The following is a 16,204-nucleotide window of genomic DNA, read 5'->3' as shown; positions in this document are numbered from 1 at the left end:
CCGCACGACCGACGGACGGCCAAGGGTTCGAGGTGTCCGCTGCACGGCTTTGCTGCTGCGCCGCCCCACAAAACGCCGCGGGACAAGCACGGTATTGATGGTTACTGCATCCGGTGCCGGACTTCACATCAACCACTACATATAGTGGTCAGCACCGGAATTGGCACTAAGTATAGTGGAGATGACGCACTCCGCAAACCTGAAAATTTGATCCCCGGGAAGGCCCGTGGCATCGCCCTGTCAAGCAAAACCTACCGCGTCATCGGGTTAATCCGTTGCCTGAAACGGCAACGCTTCCGGCGCCAGGTCCGCCATTTCGCGCAATCGCCGCCACTCGAAGTGCGGCCCCGGGTCCGTCTTGCGCCCCGGTGCGATATCGGCGTGTCCGGCCACGGCTTGAATCGGATAATGCTCACGCAAGACGCGCGTGAGCGCCGCCAGCGTTACATACTGCGCCTCGGTGAACGGCAGGTCGTCGGTGCCCTCGAGCTCCACCCCGATCGAGAAATCGTTACAGCGCGTGCGTCCTTCGAACGCCGACGCACCGGCATGCCAGGCCCGCGCATTGCACGACACGAACTGCTGCAACGCACCATCGCGCCTCACGAGGAAATGCGACGAGACGTGCACACCGCGAATCTCGTCGAAGAACGGATGGGCATCGTGATCGAGCCGGTTCTGAAAGAACGCCGCGATCTCGCCACCCCCGAATTGCCCCGGCGGCAACGAGATGTTGTGCACCACGAGCAGGTCCGTCAGCATTCCGGGCGGCCGCGTGTCGAAGTTGGGCGACGGCAGACGCTCGGCCTCGACGACCCAGCCGCCGGCGTCGAGCGTGAGCACGGGCAGGTCGCGCGGCGCGTTCATACGGCACCTCGCGCAAGCGGGAGGCGACGCGCGGCGTGCGCACGCGACCGGGGCAAAAAGTTAGGGGACGCAGATGACTGGAGCATGACGGGCACCACGAACTCCCGTAGAGCGAGGGGCGCCATTGTAGCCCACTTGACGTGACGCCGTCGGCTCACGGCCCGGACGAACCCGGGCCGGCGTTCACCGCGTTCACCGCTTTCCCCGACATCCGGGATCATCCGGCGCGTCGTGCCGCGTGCGGGCGCTTGCGGCGCTGTCCTCGCGCAGCGGCGCTCGTCGCGACCGACGGCCGCGTCCAGCGCTGGGGCGGCAGGCGCACTTCCCCGCCAGCCTGCAACGTCCGGCAAAGCAGAAGCCCCTCGCCCGACCTGGCCGAGAGGCTTCCATGGGCGTGACCACGCCCGGGGATGGCGTTGCTCTCGTGTCGTACGACACGCGCACCATCCCGCGCCGCTCACAGGTGCGGCGCCCTGGGCCGTTGCCGGCCGGTAACACTCGTGCGCTGCGTGACGCCGTTCACTGTCGATGCGCTTGCCTCGCTTGTCTCAAACTGTAAACCGATCAGGGGAATGCCGGAATCGCCGCCTCGACCCCTTCCATGTGCGCTTCCGGGTGATGCGCCTTGAGCATGTCGCGAATCTCGTCGACGCGGCTGTCTCGCACATCCACCATGAGCAGGATCATGCCGCGCTCGAGCGGTTCGCGGAACGTCTTGAGCCGCGAGTTCGGCACCGAGACACCGATCATGCTCGACACCCACGCGCCGAAGAGCGCGCCAAGCGGCGCCGTCACGATCATCAATTCCCACTGGGGACGTGTGCCCACGATGGGGAAAAACGCCGCGACCGCACCGACCGCCAGACCGCAGAAACCGCCGATCACGAGCCCGGCTTCGGCGCCGTGCACGATATCGGACGTCTGCAGCAGGTTGGCCTCGTGCAGTCCCTCCAGGTCCATTTCGTCACGTGCCATGAAGTGGATGTGACGCTCCTCGATCCGTGCGAGTAGCAAGTCGCTCATCGTGCGCTGCGCACTGGCCAGATCCGGGAGAAGGAAATACATCCGTCTGCGCATTAGCATGTCGCGCCCTCCTGTCGTCGCCCCCTTGTTGTCGTTCTTGTAGACGGGGCCGGTAACTGTGTTTTAGTGCATGCGACAGGCATGCGCAAGCCGCCCCTGCGGGACGACCGCGAGAAAGTGACGAAATCTGGATGAAGGTTGTCGCGAACCCCGGGAGACATCGGGACGCTCGCCGCGCGCTCTGGCCGCGCGGCGGCTTTCAGACGCGGTGTTCGCGCGCGAGGTACGCGTCGCGATGCGCGCCGCTGCAAAAATGCTTGCCGTCGGCGCCGGAGACGGCATCACTCTCGGGAAGATAGGTGTCGCACTCGCTGCAACGCACCATGCGCTCGGCAGGCGGCAACGACTGACGCGGCGGCGCGCCGGCGCCGTTGGGTGACGACGCCCGCATGCGCGCATCCCGTGCATTGCGCTTGCGCTCGTTGTTTCGCATCCACCAGGTGCCCGCAATCAACAAAAGCAGTAACAGCAGGATATTGCGCATCGCGCCTCAAGTCTCCGTCATGCGATGCAGCACCACCTCAAGCACGAAGCGAGAGCCGACATACGCCAGCAGCAGCGCCACGAACGACGCCAGAACCCAACGCAGCGCGACCTTGCCGCGCCACCCGTAAAAGTGCCGGCCCAGCAGCACCGCGCCGAACATCAGCCACGACACCACCGCGAACACGGTTTTGTGGTCGATACGCACCGCGCGCCCGAACAGCGCCTCGGAGAACATCACTCCGGAGACCAGCGTCAGGGTCAGCAACACGAACCCGGCACCGATGAGCCGGAACAGCAGTTTTTCCATCGTGAGCAGCGGCGGCAGTGTCTCGAGCCAGCGCGAGAGCCATCCGGTTGCCTCGCCGCTGCGCGACGGGTGAAGTTGCCGCTCGGCGTAGATCATCAGCAATGCGTGCAGTGCCGCCAGCGCGAACAGTCCGTAGGCCATGTTCGCGATGATGAAATGCGCCTTGAAAATCGGTTCGGCCGCGAAGCCCAGAATGCGCACATCCGGAAAAATCATCGGTAACAGGCACGCCACGGCCGCCACGGGTGTGACCATCAGACGCAGGCTGTCGAGCGGAAAGAAGAAACTCTCGATCCAGTAGATCCCGACCGACAGCCACAACATCGCCGAGAGCATGTACGCAAAACCGAAGTGCATGCTGTCGGCGCGGAAGATCGTCTGATGCAGCAGCACCCCGTGCAACACGAGCACGGCGAACAGCGAGAGCTGCATCGGCCAGCGCGACGCGGTGCCCGTGACCGGCGCAGGCGCGACCTCCCCGCCCGCGAGTGCGAGCGCGGCGTCGCGTCGATACCCTTGCCACGAACAAACCGCCAACCCGGCGTAGAGGATGGCGGTCAGCGCATACAGTAAAATAGTCATGTTTGAAGTTTACACCAGCCCATGACGGGCGCGCTGCCGTCCCCGCCGACTTCCCCGCTTCCGCCCGCCGGCAGCCGGTCGCGGTCCGCGGGCGGGGCCGAACCGGGCCACTTGCAGGTTTTACTGGATACGTTTCATGCTCGACAATCTCACTACGCGCCTCGCCAAGGTCGTCAAGACGTTGCGCGGCGAAGCCCGCCTGACCGAGGCCAACACGCAGGAAATGCTGCGCGAAGTGCGTCTCGCCCTGCTCGAGGCCGACGTCGCCCTGCCGGTGGTCCGCGATTTCATCGCCAAGGTCAAGGAAAAGGCCCTGGGGGAGGAAGTCCTCTCCAGCCTCTCGCCGGGCCAGGCGCTCGTCGGCGTGGTGCAGCGCGAGCTGACCGCGCTCATGGGCGGCGACTACGAAGGTCGTGCCGCCGAGCTCAATCTCGCCACAACCCCGCCCGCCATCATTCTGATGGCCGGTCTGCAGGGCGCCGGCAAGACCACCACCGTCGGCAAGCTCGCCAAGCTGCTGCGCGGCCAGAAGAAAAAGGTGCTGACGGTCTCCACCGACGTCTACCGCCCCGCCGCCATCGCCCAGCTCGAGACGGTCACGCAGCAGGTCGACGCCGACTTCTTCCCGTCGCAACCCGACCAGAAGCCGGTCGACATCGCCCGTGCAGCCGTGGACTGGGCGCGTCGTCACCATCATGACGTGCTGCTCGTGGATACGGCCGGTCGTCTGGGTATCGACGAAGCGATGATGCAGGAGATCAGCGCCCTGCACGCCGAACTCAAGCCGATCGAGACGCTCTTCGTCGTGGACGCCATGCTGGGTCAGGACGCCGTGAACACCGCGCGCGCGTTCAACGACGCGCTGCCGCTCACCGGCGTGGTGCTCACCAAGCTCGACGGCGACTCGCGCGGCGGCGCCGCGCTGTCGGTGCGCCACATCACGGGCAAGCCGATCAAGTTCGTTGGCGTGGGCGAAAAGCTCGACGGCCTCGAAGTCTTCTACCCGGATCGCATGGCGAACCGGATTCTCGGCATGGGCGACATTCTCGCGCTCGTCGAGGAAGCGCAGCGCGGTGTGGACGTGCAGGCCGCACAAAAGCTCGCCGACAAGGTCAAGAAGGGCGGCGACTTCGACCTGAACGACTTCAAGGCGCAGATCGGCCAGATGAAGAAGATGGGCGGCCTGTCGTCGCTCATGGACAAGCTGCCCGCGCAGTTCCAGGCCGCTGCCAGCCAGACGAACATGGACCAGGCCGAGAAGCAGGTGCGCCGCATGGAAGGCATCATCAATTCGATGACCCCCGCGGAGCGCGCAAAGCCGGAACTCATCAAGGCGAGCCGCAAGCGTCGCATCGCCGCCGGCGCCGGGGTGCAGGTGCAGGAAGTCAACCGCATGCTCAATCAGTACGACCAGATGCGCACCATGATGAAGAAGCTCAAGGGCGGTGGCATGATGAAGATGATGCGCAGCATGAAGGGCATGATGCCCGGCATGCGCTGATCTTTGCGCATCCGGCCGCGGTCCGGACGTAGCGCCGGGTTTTCCGGCTATACTCCGGGCCGCCATTAGCGACATCCCCGCAACACGTTCCACAGGGTCGCCCCATATGAACCGCGAAGAAGCCCTCGAAGTATTCCGCAATTCCGAAGAAATCGTCACCGCCGAGCAGGTGAACCGCTCCGTCGACACGATGGCCAAGGCCATCAAGGACGCCATCGGCGACGAGTTCCCGATGGTGCTGTCGGTCATGGGCGGCGCGGCCGTCTTCACCGGCATGCTGCTCCCGCGGCTGGATTTCCCGCTGGAGTTCGACTACATCCACCTCTCGCGGTACAACAACACCACCACCGGCGGGGCCATGCAGTGGCGCGTGGCGCCGCGCGACTCGGTGCGTGATCGCGTGGTGCTCGTGCTCGACGATATCCTCGACGAGGGCGCCACCATGGCCGCCATTCGCGACCGGATCCTCGAGATGGGGGCGTCGAAGTTCTACAGCGCCGTGCTGTGCGAGAAGATCCTGACCAAGGACAAGCCGTCGCACCCCGACTTCTGCGGCTTCACCGTGCCCGATCGCTATGTCTTCGGCTGCGGCATGGATGCCAAGGGCTACTGGCGCAACCTGCCGTCGATCCGCGCGCTCACGACACCGCGCTGAGCGTGGCGGGACATCGTCCCGGGAACGAAGCAAAAGGGGCCTTGCGAGAGGCCCCTTTTTCATTGCCGATCTTCCGATTTCCCACCGCACCGGGCGGCGCGTGGCCATACGCGAGGTCTTAGAACTGATGCACGAAGACCTTCACGCCCTTGAGGATCATCTCGACCGAGATCGCCACCAGAATCAGTCCCATGAGCCGCTCGAAGGCCGCCACCACGCGCGAGCCGACCCAGCGCTCGATACGATCGGCGAGTAGCAACACCACCGCGCACACGGCCATCGTCACGCACAGCGCGGTAATCCACTCGACCATGCGACCGGGTTGCTGCGACACGAGCAGCATGACCGTGGCAAGCGCGGAAGGCCCGGCGAGCGCCGGAATCGCCAGCGGGACGATGAGCGGCTCGCCCGCGTCGGGCAACGAGCCCTGGTCGGGGCGGGGAAAGATCATGCGCAGGGCGATCAGGAAAAGCACGATGCCGCCGGCGAGTTGCAGCGACAAGTCGGTGAGACTCATCATGCGCAGAAAGCGCTCGCCCACCAGCATGAACAGCAGCAGGATCGCGAAGGCGATCATCACCTCGCGCACGATCACGCGTGGGCGCCGATGGGCGGGCACGTTTTTCAGCGCGTTCACGAAGATCGGGATATTGCCGAACGGATCGGTGATGAGCAGCAGCAGTACCGTGGCCGATGCGAAGGTGTATTCCATGCGCGGATCGCTTGCAGATAAGACAACGGCAGCCGCGGGGGCGACTGCCGTCGGGGATTGCCATGGGCGCCGGGAGGTGCTGGAGAAGCAGGAGAAGCGAGACGCCCCTCCCGGACCGATGCCAGGAACTCAGACCGCCTTGGCGGCGCGCACCTTGCCGGCGACCACCTCGGCCACCGACGCGGCGTCGAGCAGTTGCGCCTGCTCGTCGCGACGGCCCTGATACTCGATCTTCCCTTCCTTCAGGCCGCGGTCGCCGATCACCACGCGATGCGGCACACCGATCAGTTCCCAGTCGGCGAACATCACGCCCGGACGCTCGCCACGGTCGTCCAGAATCACGTCGATGCCGGCGGCGAGCAGATCCTCGTACAGTTTGTCCGCGGCGGCGCGCACCGCGTCGCTCCGGTCATAGCCCATCGGACACAGTACGACCTCGAACGGCGCGATCGATTCCGGCCAGATGATGCCGCGATCGTCGAAGTTCTGTTCGATGGCGGCGCCCAGAATACGCGTGATGCCGATACCGTAGCAGCCCATTTCCATCGGTGCCGGCTTGCCGGTCTCGTCGAGGAAGGTGGCGTTCATGGCATCCGAATATTTGGTGCCGAGCTGGAACACGTGCCCCACTTCGATGCCGCGGCAAATCGCGATTTCGCCCTTGCCGTCCGGCGAGGCGTCACCCGCCACCACGTTGCGCAGATCGAACACCACGTCAGGCTCGGGCAGATCGCGGCCCCAGTTCACGCCGGTGATGTGGAAATCCACTTCGTTCGCACCCACCACGAAATCGCTCATCCTGGCGACCGTGCGATCGGCCACCACCTTGACCGGCTTCTTCGTGCCGACCGGGCCCAGGTAGCCCGGGGGCGTGCCGAACCATTCGACGATCTCGGCCTCGCTGGCAAAGCGAAAGCCCGCGAGCCCCGGCACCTTGCTCGCCTTGATCTCGTTGAGTTCATGATCGCCGCGCAGCAGGAGCAGCCACACGGTCGTGCCGGTGTCCTCGCTGTCGGTTGCCAGCACGATCGACTTGACAGTGCGCTCGAGCGGAATCGACAACAGTTCCGCGACCGCCTCGCACTTCGCCTTGCCCGGCGTGGCGGTCCTGGTCATGGCTTCGGCGGGCGCGGCGCGCTCGCCTTGCGGCGCCATGGCCTCGGCCATCTCCACGTTGGCGGCATAGTCCGACGTGGGGCAGTAGGCGATGGAATCCTCGCCCGTCTCGGCGATCACGTGGAATTCGTGCGAGCCCGAGCCGCCGATCGAACCGTTGTCGGCAACCACCGCGCGGAATTCCAGGCCCAGGCGCGTGAAGATGCGCACGTAAGCATCGAACATCTTCTGGTAGGAAACCTGCAGGCCGGCGCGATCCTTGTCGAAGGAGTAGGCGTCCTTCATGATGAACTCGCGGCCGCGCATCACGCCGAAGCGCGGGCGGATCTCGTCGCGGAACTTCGTCTGCACCTGATAGAAGTTCACCGGGAGTTGACGGTAGCTCTTGATCTCGCGACGGGCGATGTCGGTCACCACTTCCTCATGGGTCGGCCCGACGACGAATTCGCGGTCATGACGGTCCTTCAGACGCAGCAACTCCGGACCGTACTGCACCCAGCGCCCCGATTCCTGCCACAGCTCGGCCGGCTGCACGGCCGGCATGAGCAGTTCGAGCGCACCGGCGCGGTTCATTTCTTCTCGAACGATGGCTTCGACCTTGCGGATCGAGCGCAGGCCGATCGGCAGGTAATCGTAGATACCGCCGGCAACGCGGCGGATCATGCCGGCACGCATCATCAGCTTGTGGCTGACGATTTCGGCGTCGGCGGGAGCTTCCTTGAGGGTGCCGATGAAGAAACGGGAGGCTTTCATGCAGATTTCCGGAAAAATGAGGGTCAACGGCGCGCGCAGCGGTTCGGTCAATGGTCGGGAGCGAGGCCGGGGCGTGCCCGAACGGCGTCGCAGCCCCTGAGACACCCGCCGGCCGTACGCGCCGCCCCGGTCTTACCCGAGCCGCCGCCGGCCGCCGCGCCGGTGATTATCTGTTTATAATCGAAGCAATTTTAAAGGATTCAAGGGTGGTTGTATGCTTGACCGTGAAGGCTTTCGCCCGAACGTCGGCATCATCCTCTTAAACGCACGCAATGAAGTGTTCTGGGGCAAGCGGCTGGGAGAGCACTCCTGGCAGTTTCCGCAAGGCGGCATCAAGTACGGCGAAACGCCGGAGCAGGCCATGTTCCGCGAATTGCACGAGGAAACCGGGCTAAAGCCAGAACACGTCAAAATCATCGGTCGCACACGCGACTGGCTGCGTTATGAGGTGCCGGACAAGTTCATCAAGCGCGAAGTGCGCGGACATTACCGGGGCCAGAAGCAAATCTGGTTCCTGCTGCGCATGGTGGGTCGCGATTGCGATATCTGCTTGCGTGCGACCGATCATCCCGAGTTCGATGCCTGGCGCTGGAACGAGTACTGGGTGCCGCTCGATGCCGTGATCGAGTTCAAGCGCGAGGTGTATCAACTCGCCCTGAACGAACTCTCGCGCTATCTGCGACGCTCGGCGGCGCGGGCCCAGCAGGACCGGCGGCGATTTCCTCGCGCGGGCGCACGGGTCGGCGAGTTGCCCCCGGGGGGCACGAGCGGACAAGACGCTCCGGACAGTGGGGCCGGCTTGACCGACATGTCCGGCGCCAACGGACCGACGGGTACCGACGTCCCCCACCGGGAGCACTGAACCACCGCCGGCAACGGCGTGTCACACCACCGGACGCGGGCGTCGTGCCCGCGTTCGCTTTCGATCCGGCATCCTGCGGGATGCCATGCGGATGATCCGCATTCGTTTACCAGACATCCAACCGATTTCCCGACCACATTCCATGCGCTCCTCCCTCGCCCGCCGCGCGCCGCGCCTGGCCACGCTCGTCTCTCTGGCCGCCCTGTCGCTGATCGCCGCCTGCAGCAGCACGCCGTCGCAACCCGTGCAGGATTTCGACGAATACCTCGCCCAGCAGGAGGCCGCCAAGGGCAAATGGAAAGAAGCCGAGGTCACCCTGCCCACGGCCGCGCCGAACGACGCCGATCTCGTGAGCTTTCCCACGCTGCCCAATGCGACGCTCGATTACGCCATCGACGCGAAATCGGTGCAGGTCACGGACGACGGCGTGGTCCGCTACATCGCCGTGATCCGCAGCAAGCAGGGCGCACGCAATGTTTCGTACGAAGGCATGCATTGCTCGACGTTCGAGACGCGTCTTTACGCGACCGGCCGCCCGGACGGCACGTGGGTTCCCGCACGCAACAGCGAGTGGCGCCCCATCCGCCCCTACGGCGCGACAGCCTATCAGGGCATTCTGTACCGCGACTACCTCTGCCAGGACAAGACGCCGCTGGGCAACGCCAAGGCCATCGTGCAAGGCCTGCGCTACCCGACCACCCACCCCGAATACCGCTGATCGTGCAGAGCGACACCCGTCGCGCATGATCGACGCCGCACGGCACGCCGGTCCCGTTCCGCGTGCCGCAGGGTCGCAAGTCGTGGGGCGCTCGATAATGAGAGGCGGAAGCCCGGCGACAATCCCCGCGCCATAAAAAAACGCCGGTCGCGTCTCGCGCGCCGGCGTTTACTATTTATTGTCCGAATCAAACACTCTCGGGCGTTCAGCGCAGGATCAGATTGTCTCGATGGATCAGCTCGGGCTCGTTGGCGAAGCCCAGCACCTGCTCGATGTCGGTGCTCGCGTGGCGACGAATCAGCCGTGTTTCCGAAGCGCTGTAGTTCGACAGCCCGCGAGCGACTTCATGACCGGCCTCATCCACGCAGGCGATCACTTCGCCGCGGGCAAACGTGCCTTCCACATCGATCACACCGATCGGCAACAGGCTCTTGCCCTCTTCCGCCAGCTTCTTGCAGGCGCCGGCGTCGATCACGACGCGGCCACGCACCTGCAGATGGTCGGCCATCCACTGCTTGCGCGCCGTGAGGACCGCCGTGCGCGCCACGAGTTGCGTGCCAATGGCCTCACCGCCGGCCAGGCGTACGAGCACGTCGGCCTCGCGACCCGATGCGATCACCGTATGCGCTCCACTCGTTGCGGCGCGCTTGGCGGCCAGGATCTTGGTCAGCATGCCACCGCGCCCGATGCTGGAGCCCGCGCCGCCGGCCATCGCCTCCAGGCGCTCGTCGCCCGCCTGCGCTTCGTGCACGAATTCGGCGTCGGGATGTTTGCGCGGGTCGGCCGTGTACAGCCCCGACTGATCGGTCAGGATGACAAGGGCGTCGCCGTCGATGAGGTTGGTCACGAGCGCGCCCAGCGTGTCGTTGTCGCCGAACTTGATTTCGTCGGTCACGACCGTGTCGTTCTCGTTGATGATCGGCACCACGCCCAGACGCAGCAGCGTGAGCAGCGTCGTGCGCGCATTCAGATAACGCTCGCGATCGGCCAGGTCGGCGTGCGTGAGCAGGATCTGCGCGGTACGCACGCCATGCTCCGCGAAGCGCGTTTCGTAGACCTGCGCCAGGCCCATCTGCCCCACGGCGGCGGCGGCCTGCAATTCGTCGATGGCTTTCGGACGGCGCGCCCAGCCCAGGCGCTGCATTCCCTCGGCGATCGCGCCCGAACTCACCAGCACCACCTGCTTGGGTGCGCGGCCGTCTCCGCCGTGCCGCAATGCGGCGATCTGCTGCGCCCAGCGCGCAATCGCGACATCATCCAGCCCGCGACCGTCATTGGTCACGAGACTGGACCCCACTTTCACCACGAGCCGCCTGGCATCGGCGATGACCGAACGCATGGAACTGGATTCTCCTGCGGATGTATTGGGAAGACGGGCCGCGGGGCGCGGCCGGAGCGCCGACGATGACACAGTTGTCCACGCCGGCGTTTCGAGTGATGGGAGTTTACGCCTTTGGCGCGTCGTCCGGGGACGTTTGTGGCGGTGTGCCGGCGGCGGCGGCGTCCGCGACCGGCGCGGCGCTACCCGTGCGGAAGCGCGGATCGAGTGCGGCATCTTCGATCGCTTCCTCGACGGCACCACGTTGCTGATACAGATACTCCTGCACGGCCAGGCAGAGCTTTTCGCAGCCCTCGCCCGTCAGCGCGGAGATTTCGAACGTGGGACCGTCCCAGCCGAAGCGCCCGAGGAAATCGGCCACGCGCTCGGCGCGCTCGGCCTCCGGCACCATGTCCACCTTGTTGAGCACCAGCCAGCGCGGCTTCTGGAACAGCGCTTCGTCGTACTTCTGAAGCTCGAGCACGATGGCCTTGGCGTCGGCCACCGGATCGACGCCTTCGTCGAACGGCGCGATGTCAACGATGTGCAGCAGCAAGCCGGTGCGCTGCAGGTGACGCAGGAACTGGTGACCAAGGCCGGCCCCCTCGGCCGCGCCCTCGATCAAACCGGGAATGTCGGCAATCACGAAGCTCTTGCCCGGCGCGGTGCGCACCACGCCCAGGTTCGGGTGGAGTGTCGTGAAGGGATAGTCGGCGACCTTCGGTCGCGCGTTCGACACCGAGGCGATGAACGTCGACTTGCCCGCGTTGGGCATGCCGAGCAGGCCGACGTCCGCGAGCACCTTGAGCTCGAGCTGGAGCATGCGGCGCTCGCCGGGCTTGCCATCGGTCTTCTGACGCGGAGCGCGGTTCGTGCTCGACTTGAAGTGAAGGTTGCCCAGACCGCCCGCACCGCCCCTGGCGAGCACGACTTCCTGACCGTGTTCCGTCAGGTCGGCGATGGTCTCGCCCGTGTCCATGTCGGTGATGATCGTGCCGACCGGCATGCGCAGGAAGATGTCTTCCCCGCCCTTGCCATAGCAATCCGAGCCCCGACCCGATTCGCCGTTCTTCGCCAGATGCTTCTTCGAATAGCGATAATCGATCAGGGTATTGATGTTGCGATCGGCCACGGCAAACACGCTGCCGCCGCGACCGCCGTCGCCGCCGTCGGGTCCGCCGAACGGCACGAATTTCTCGCGGCGCATCGATGCCGAGCCGTTGCCGCCGTTCCCGGCGATCACCTCGATACGCGCTGCGTCAATGAATTTCATGGGGTTCCGTTCCGCTCAATCGACCGTCCGCAGACGATCCTAACACTGTCCAATGGCCCTCGCCCGGCGCCGTGGACGGCTGCGCGGACGGGACAAACAAAAAAGGCTCCGCATGAGAGCGGAGCCTTTTGGTGGCAAAAGGCTTAGCTTACGCTGCCGGCACCACGCTGACCACTTGCTTCTTCGCTGCGCCCTTGACGGCGAATTGCACGTGACCATCGGTCAGTGCAAACAGCGTGTGGTCCTTACCGATACCGACGTTTTCGCCGGCATGCATACGAGTACCACGTTGGCGAACGATGATGCCGCCAGCCAGGATTGCCTGACCGCCGTACACCTTCACGCCAAGGCGCTTCGACTCGGAATCGCGGCCGTTACGGGACGATCCGCCTGCTTTTTTGTGTGCCATGACTTAACTCCTTACCTAGCTCGATCGATTAGCCGTTGATGCTGTCGATGCGCAGCTCGGTGTAGTTTTGGCGATGGCCTTGACGCTTTTGGTAGTGCTTGCGACGGCGCATCTTGAAAATCTTCACCTTGGGGTGACGACCTTGGGCGACAACGGTAGCCTTGACGGAAGCCCCACTGACCAACGGCGCACCGAACTTAATCGATTCGCCCTCGCCAACGGCGAGAACCTGGTCGATGGTGATTTCAGCGCCAATGTCAGCCGGTATCTGTTCTACTTTGAGCTTTTCGCCAGCAGCAACCTTATATTGCTTACCGCCGGTTTTTATGACCGCGTACATTGTTGAACCTCACTCATAAACAAGAGAATTTTCGCGCAGACCGAGGGTCCCGAAAGGACTCGACTTACCGGCCAGCACCCGCGCCGCGAACCGTAATACCGAGGTATTTTCGGACCCGGCGCAATGAATGCGCGCACGAAAACCGGGGATTATACAGACTTTCTCCTTTTGCGTCAAAGACTTCCGTGAACCCAGTCATTCCGCGGGGCTGGTACCCGAAAGTGCCCTCGCCCACTATATAATTTGGGGCGAATTTTTCCTCACCCGAGCCTTGTCTTGACTGCTTCGACTTCTTCCCAGAACGTACTGGCCGCCATCGCCGACGACATGCGTGCCGTCGACCAGCTTATCCGCCACCGGCTGGCCTCCGAGGTGGTCCTGATCAATCAGATCTCGGAGTACATCATCAACTCGGGCGGCAAACGGTTGCGCCCGGCGCTGCTGCTGCTCGTGGCCAATGCGCTCGGTGTGACGTCGCCGGCACGTTTCGAGCTGGCGGCCGTCATCGAGTTCATTCATACGTCGACCTTGCTGCATGACGACGTGGTCGACGAATCCGATCTGCGTCGCGGCAAGCAAACGGCCAATGCCTTGTTCGGCAATGCCGCATCGGTGCTCGTCGGCGACTTTCTGTACTCGCGCTCGTTCGAGATGATGGTGAGCGTGGACAATATGCGCGTGATGCAGATCCTCGCGCGTGCGACGAATGTGATCGCCGAAGGCGAAGTGCTGCAGTTGCTGAACATGCACGACCCCGACGTCGACGAAGCGCGTTACCTTCAGGTCATCAAGTACAAGACCGCCACGCTGTTCGAAGCGGCCACTCAACTCGCCGCGGTGCTCGCCAACGCCGACGCGCAGACCGAAGCGGCGGTGCGCGAATACGGCGGTCGTCTCGGCACGGCCTTTCAACTGATGGACGACTGGCTCGATTACGCCGGCGACACCGACGCGATGGGTAAGAACGCGGGCGACGATCTGCGCGAAGGCAAACCGACGCTGCCGCTCATTCATGTGCTGCAACACGGCACGCAAGACGAGCGTGCCCTCGTGCGCGAAGCCATCGAGAATGGCGGCACCGACAAGTTCGAACCGATCCTCGCAGCGATCACGCGCACGGGCGCACTCGATTACACGCTCGCACGCGCGAAGGAAGAGGCGGACGCCGCCGCACAAATTATTTCTGCGCTTCCCTCTTCCAATTACAAAAATAGCCTGCTAGAATTATGTTCTTACTCGATAGCGCGACGCACTTAAAAGCGAAGTAGCAGTATCGAAGCGGGGTGTAGCTTAGCCTGGTAGAGCGCTACGTTCGGGACGTAGAGGCCGGAGGTTCGAATCCTCTCACCCCGACCAAACATTTGTATGACGAAGCAGCGGGTTATCCAACCCGCTGTTTTTGTTTGTGCGGTCGGCATTGGCGAATCCGTCGCCACTGTCCCTCGGTTCTGCCGCCAGGCTTCCACCGTTGCCGACCGTCGCTGCGGCAAGACGCACAAAACGCATCTCGCCGCACCTCTCTCACCTCCCCACCATCGTCCGCACAACCCCATCCCTGCGAATCAGGCCGTGGTAAAGCGCCGCCGCGAAATGCGCCAGGAATGTCAGAAAGAACAGATACGCCAGCACGCGATGCGCGACCCTGAGCCACGCAAACGTCACCGGACTGGCCGATACGATTGCCGGCAACTGCACGCCACCGCCCAGCGTCACCGGATACCCGCCCGCCGAGAGCATCGCCCACCCGATCAACGGCATCGAGATCATCAACGCATACAGCGCGACATGCGATCCATGCGCGGCCGATTTCTGCCATCGGGGCAGATCCTCGGGCAACGCGGGGGGCTTCGACGAAAACCGCACCACGATCCGCACACACACCAGCATCAGCACAGCGATTCCCAGTGGCTTGTGCAACGCGACCAGGAATTCGTGCCGCTCGGACACGGACGCCACCATCCCCACGCCGACGAACAGCATCGTGAGCACCATCGCCGCCATCACCCAATGCAACACGCGCGCCGGCAAACCAAACGTCGTAGAAGCCCTCATCACCGTCCCTCCGCACTCAATCGCGCCACACCGGCCACCCCGGCCACACCGGCCTCTTCACTCGTTCGGCGCAGATACGAATCCGCATACGCGGCCGACCTCGCCGCCAGCAACGGATCTCCGGATACCTGAATCCCCTGCGGCAGCACCGTGGGGTCGTAATTCACATCCCGGCACGACCCGCTGTCCTGCGGCGCCACGTGGTCAAGCACCAGCGTGCCTGCGTCGATCGTCGTGCGCTGCGCGGGCCAGACCTTCGTCGCGTCGTCGACCGGATCGCCGGGGGCTGCAAGCGTGACCAACAACTTCCACTTCTGCGCGCCTTGCGCGATGCGGCGCGTCAGATCCTGCGCCAGCACGTCGGGATCCGAAGCTGTCGCGACCTCGCCCGCGCCTGCCGTTTGCTCAGGCTCGACACGCCACCGCACCGCGCGTCGCTGTCCGGCCGCGTCGACAAAATAGAACGCGTTCAATCCGTAATAGCGCTCGGTGACGAAACTCGCGCTCGGCTTCGCCCCCTTGATCCAGTCGCGAAACGCAGCCGTCTCCGGATGCGCGTCGAAGAACGCCTTCACCTTCGCGGGGTCCGGCTTGCCGGTCTTCGGATCGGGCCGGGTCGCGACCGTCTGCTCGTAGAACGCCTGCGGCGTCGCCACCGGAAACACGGACATCGCGTTCATTCCAGTGCGCCATTGCTCGCCGTCCGGCGCCGTCAGCTTCAACGCCAGGCTTCGAATCGGCACGCTGCTGTCGGGCGCATACGGATTGCCGCCCGGCAACGCGAAGCGGCCGACCACCGGTGTGCGGCCCGCCTTGAAGAACTGCGCGATGGAATACGCGCTCGCGACACCATTGCCTTCGAAGTACCCGGTCACACACACGCCCTTCGCGTGATTGCGCCGAAAGCCGGGATACACGCCGCTGTTGGCCTGCAGCGCGTCGACGAGCCGATGCGGCGTCAGGCGCGCGGGTGCGAGCCAGCCGCCGACATACCCGAACGCGACGGCCACGCCAGCCACCGCGCCGCCGATCACGGCCCAGCGCCACGCGACACGCGTCGGCGGCTGCGAGGAAGAAGATTGCTCCATGAATTCACTCCCGATCGTCAGATCATTGTCGAACGCGCTTAGGACGCTCCCCGCGCCGCCTTATTCCATCGACGAAATTTTT

General features: G+C 64.4%; 17 protein-coding genes and 1 tRNA gene. 6 read left to right on the top strand and 12 right to left on the bottom strand.

Annotated features, from left to right (window positions below; all coding sequences use genetic code 11):
- Positions 1–267: 267 nt before the first annotated feature.
- The 4 genes from ampD to LV28_RS27235 all read right to left on the bottom strand — a co-directional run bounded on the left by ampD (position 268) and on the right by LV28_RS27235 (position 3,325).
- Positions 268–867 (bottom strand): 1,6-anhydro-N-acetylmuramyl-L-alanine amidase AmpD, encoded by a 600-nt coding sequence (gene ampD / locus LV28_RS27250; RefSeq protein WP_023594154.1) that lies wholly within the window; start codon positions 865–867, stop codon positions 268–270.
- A gap of 564 nt (positions 868–1,431) precedes the next feature.
- On the bottom strand, positions 1,432–1,944 hold the full coding sequence (locus LV28_RS27245) for a DUF1269 domain-containing protein (RefSeq protein WP_023594153.1): 513 nt from the start codon (positions 1,942–1,944) through the stop codon (positions 1,432–1,434).
- Positions 1,945–2,149: 205 nt separating this feature from the next.
- Complete coding sequence (locus tag LV28_RS27240; RefSeq protein WP_023594152.1) at positions 2,150–2,434, bottom strand: PP0621 family protein; 285 nt, start codon at positions 2,432–2,434, stop codon at positions 2,150–2,152.
- Between the two features lie 6 nt (positions 2,435–2,440).
- Positions 2,441–3,325, bottom strand: coding sequence for a cytochrome C assembly family protein (locus LV28_RS27235; RefSeq protein WP_023594151.1), 885 nt, complete (start codon positions 3,323–3,325; stop codon positions 2,441–2,443).
- Positions 3,326–3,461: 136 nt separating this feature from the next.
- Between LV28_RS27235 and ffh the strand changes: the two genes are divergently transcribed.
- Together ffh and LV28_RS27225 are read left to right on the top strand one after the other, a co-directional pair.
- Positions 3,462–4,826 (top strand): signal recognition particle protein, encoded by a 1,365-nt coding sequence (gene ffh, locus LV28_RS27230; RefSeq protein ID WP_023594150.1) that lies wholly within the window; start codon positions 3,462–3,464, stop codon positions 4,824–4,826.
- 106 nt (positions 4,827–4,932) lie between these two features.
- Positions 4,933–5,481 carry a hypoxanthine-guanine phosphoribosyltransferase gene (locus LV28_RS27225; RefSeq protein WP_023594149.1) on the top strand — a complete coding sequence of 183 codons (549 nt, stop codon included), beginning with the start codon at positions 4,933–4,935 and terminating at the stop codon, positions 5,479–5,481.
- Between the two features lie 118 nt (positions 5,482–5,599).
- On the opposite strand, the gene LV28_RS27220 is transcribed toward LV28_RS27225, so the two are convergent.
- A complete protein-coding gene (locus LV28_RS27220) occupies positions 5,600–6,193 on the bottom strand; it encodes a MarC family protein (protein WP_023594148.1) in 594 nt (197 codons plus the stop codon).
- Between the two features lie 129 nt (positions 6,194–6,322).
- Positions 6,323–8,062: a proline--tRNA ligase gene (locus LV28_RS27215; RefSeq protein WP_023872352.1), complete on the bottom strand. Its 1,740-nt coding sequence runs from the start codon at positions 8,060–8,062 to the stop codon at positions 6,323–6,325.
- A gap of 214 nt (positions 8,063–8,276) precedes the next feature.
- On the opposite strand from LV28_RS27215, the gene LV28_RS27210 reads away from it, so the two are divergent.
- Both LV28_RS27210 and LV28_RS27205 read left to right on the top strand, forming a co-directional pair.
- Entirely contained in the window at positions 8,277–8,924 is a 648-nt protein-coding gene (locus LV28_RS27210; protein ID WP_023594146.1) for an RNA pyrophosphohydrolase, read from the top strand.
- Positions 8,925–9,066: 142 nt separating this feature from the next.
- Positions 9,067–9,642 (top strand): CNP1-like family protein, encoded by a 576-nt coding sequence (locus LV28_RS27205; RefSeq protein ID WP_023594145.1) that lies wholly within the window; start codon positions 9,067–9,069, stop codon positions 9,640–9,642.
- A gap of 205 nt (positions 9,643–9,847) precedes the next feature.
- On the opposite strand, the gene proB is transcribed toward LV28_RS27205, so the two are convergent.
- From proB to rplU, 4 genes are all read right to left on the bottom strand, one after another.
- Positions 9,848–10,981 (bottom strand): glutamate 5-kinase, encoded by a 1,134-nt coding sequence (proB, locus tag LV28_RS27200; protein WP_023594144.1) that lies wholly within the window; start codon positions 10,979–10,981, stop codon positions 9,848–9,850.
- Positions 10,982–11,087: 106 nt separating this feature from the next.
- A complete protein-coding gene (gene cgtA / locus LV28_RS27195) occupies positions 11,088–12,233 on the bottom strand; it encodes an Obg family GTPase CgtA (protein WP_038618854.1) in 1,146 nt (381 codons plus the stop codon).
- Positions 12,234–12,381: 148 nt separating this feature from the next.
- The gene (rpmA, locus tag LV28_RS27190) at positions 12,382–12,642 is read right to left on the bottom strand and encodes a 50S ribosomal protein L27 (RefSeq protein WP_023594142.1); all 261 of its coding nucleotides are present in this window, start codon (positions 12,640–12,642) and stop codon (positions 12,382–12,384) included.
- Positions 12,643–12,670: 28 nt separating this feature from the next.
- Entirely contained in the window at positions 12,671–12,982 is a 312-nt protein-coding gene (rplU, locus tag LV28_RS27185) for a 50S ribosomal protein L21 (RefSeq protein ID WP_023594141.1), read from the bottom strand.
- A 327-nt stretch (positions 12,983–13,309) separates the two neighbouring features.
- Between rplU and LV28_RS27180 the strand changes: the two genes are divergently transcribed.
- Entirely contained in the window at positions 13,310–14,239 is a 930-nt protein-coding gene (locus tag LV28_RS27180; protein ID WP_024788526.1) for a polyprenyl synthetase family protein, read from the top strand.
- Between the two features lie 22 nt (positions 14,240–14,261).
- Positions 14,262–14,338 (top strand) — tRNA-Pro (locus LV28_RS27175).
- A 165-nt stretch (positions 14,339–14,503) separates the two neighbouring features.
- On the opposite strand, the gene LV28_RS27170 is transcribed toward LV28_RS27175, so the two are convergent.
- Both LV28_RS27170 and LV28_RS27165 read right to left on the bottom strand, forming a co-directional pair.
- On the bottom strand, positions 14,504–15,034 hold the full coding sequence (locus LV28_RS27170; protein WP_023872381.1) for a cytochrome b: 531 nt from the start codon (positions 15,032–15,034) through the stop codon (positions 14,504–14,506).
- The gene (locus LV28_RS27165; RefSeq protein ID WP_038618857.1) at positions 15,034–16,122 is read right to left on the bottom strand and encodes a catalase family peroxidase; all 1,089 of its coding nucleotides are present in this window, start codon (positions 16,120–16,122) and stop codon (positions 15,034–15,036) included. The genes LV28_RS27170 and LV28_RS27165 overlap by 1 nt, the downstream gene beginning before the upstream one ends.
- Between the last annotated feature and the right edge of the window lie 82 nt (positions 16,123–16,204).

The organism is Pandoraea pnomenusa, assembly GCF_000767615.3.
Classification (GTDB): Bacteria; Pseudomonadota; Gammaproteobacteria; order Burkholderiales; family Burkholderiaceae; genus Pandoraea; species Pandoraea pnomenusa.
The sequence above is the reverse complement of the archived record's forward strand: the minus strand, read 5'-3'. Positions and strand labels throughout refer to the sequence as shown.

Coding starts and splice junctions, on each gene's coding strand:
- ampD (WP_023594154.1), bottom strand. CDS start 867: ATGAACGCGCCGCGCGACCTGCCCGTGCTCACGCTCGACGCCGGCGGC.
- LV28_RS27245 (WP_023594153.1), bottom strand. CDS start 1,944: ATGCGCAGACGGATGTATTTCCTTCTCCCGGATCTGGCCAGTGCGCAG.
- LV28_RS27240 (WP_023594152.1), bottom strand. CDS start 2,434: ATGCGCAATATCCTGCTGTTACTGCTTTTGTTGATTGCGGGCACCTGG.
- LV28_RS27235 (WP_023594151.1), bottom strand. CDS start 3,325: ATGACTATTTTACTGTATGCGCTGACCGCCATCCTCTACGCCGGGTTG.
- ffh (WP_023594150.1), top strand. CDS start 3,462: ATGCTCGACAATCTCACTACGCGCCTCGCCAAGGTCGTCAAGACGTTG.
- LV28_RS27225 (WP_023594149.1), top strand. CDS start 4,933: ATGAACCGCGAAGAAGCCCTCGAAGTATTCCGCAATTCCGAAGAAATC.
- LV28_RS27220 (WP_023594148.1), bottom strand. CDS start 6,193: ATGGAATACACCTTCGCATCGGCCACGGTACTGCTGCTGCTCATCACC.
- LV28_RS27215 (WP_023872352.1), bottom strand. CDS start 8,062: ATGAAAGCCTCCCGTTTCTTCATCGGCACCCTCAAGGAAGCTCCCGCC.
- LV28_RS27210 (WP_023594146.1), top strand. CDS start 8,277: ATGCTTGACCGTGAAGGCTTTCGCCCGAACGTCGGCATCATCCTCTTA.
- LV28_RS27205 (WP_023594145.1), top strand. CDS start 9,067: ATGCGCTCCTCCCTCGCCCGCCGCGCGCCGCGCCTGGCCACGCTCGTC.
- proB (WP_023594144.1), bottom strand. CDS start 10,981: ATGCGTTCGGTCATCGCCGATGCCAGGCGGCTCGTGGTGAAAGTGGGG.
- cgtA (WP_038618854.1), bottom strand. CDS start 12,233: ATGAAATTCATTGACGCAGCGCGTATCGAGGTGATCGCCGGGAACGGC.
- rpmA (WP_023594142.1), bottom strand. CDS start 12,642: ATGGCACACAAAAAAGCAGGCGGATCGTCCCGTAACGGCCGCGATTCC.
- rplU (WP_023594141.1), bottom strand. CDS start 12,982: ATGTACGCGGTCATAAAAACCGGCGGTAAGCAATATAAGGTTGCTGCT.
- LV28_RS27180 (WP_024788526.1), top strand. CDS start 13,310: ATGCGTGCCGTCGACCAGCTTATCCGCCACCGGCTGGCCTCCGAGGTG.
- LV28_RS27170 (WP_023872381.1), bottom strand. CDS start 15,034: ATGAGGGCTTCTACGACGTTTGGTTTGCCGGCGCGCGTGTTGCATTGG.
- LV28_RS27165 (WP_038618857.1), bottom strand. CDS start 16,122: ATGGAGCAATCTTCTTCCTCGCAGCCGCCGACGCGTGTCGCGTGGCGC.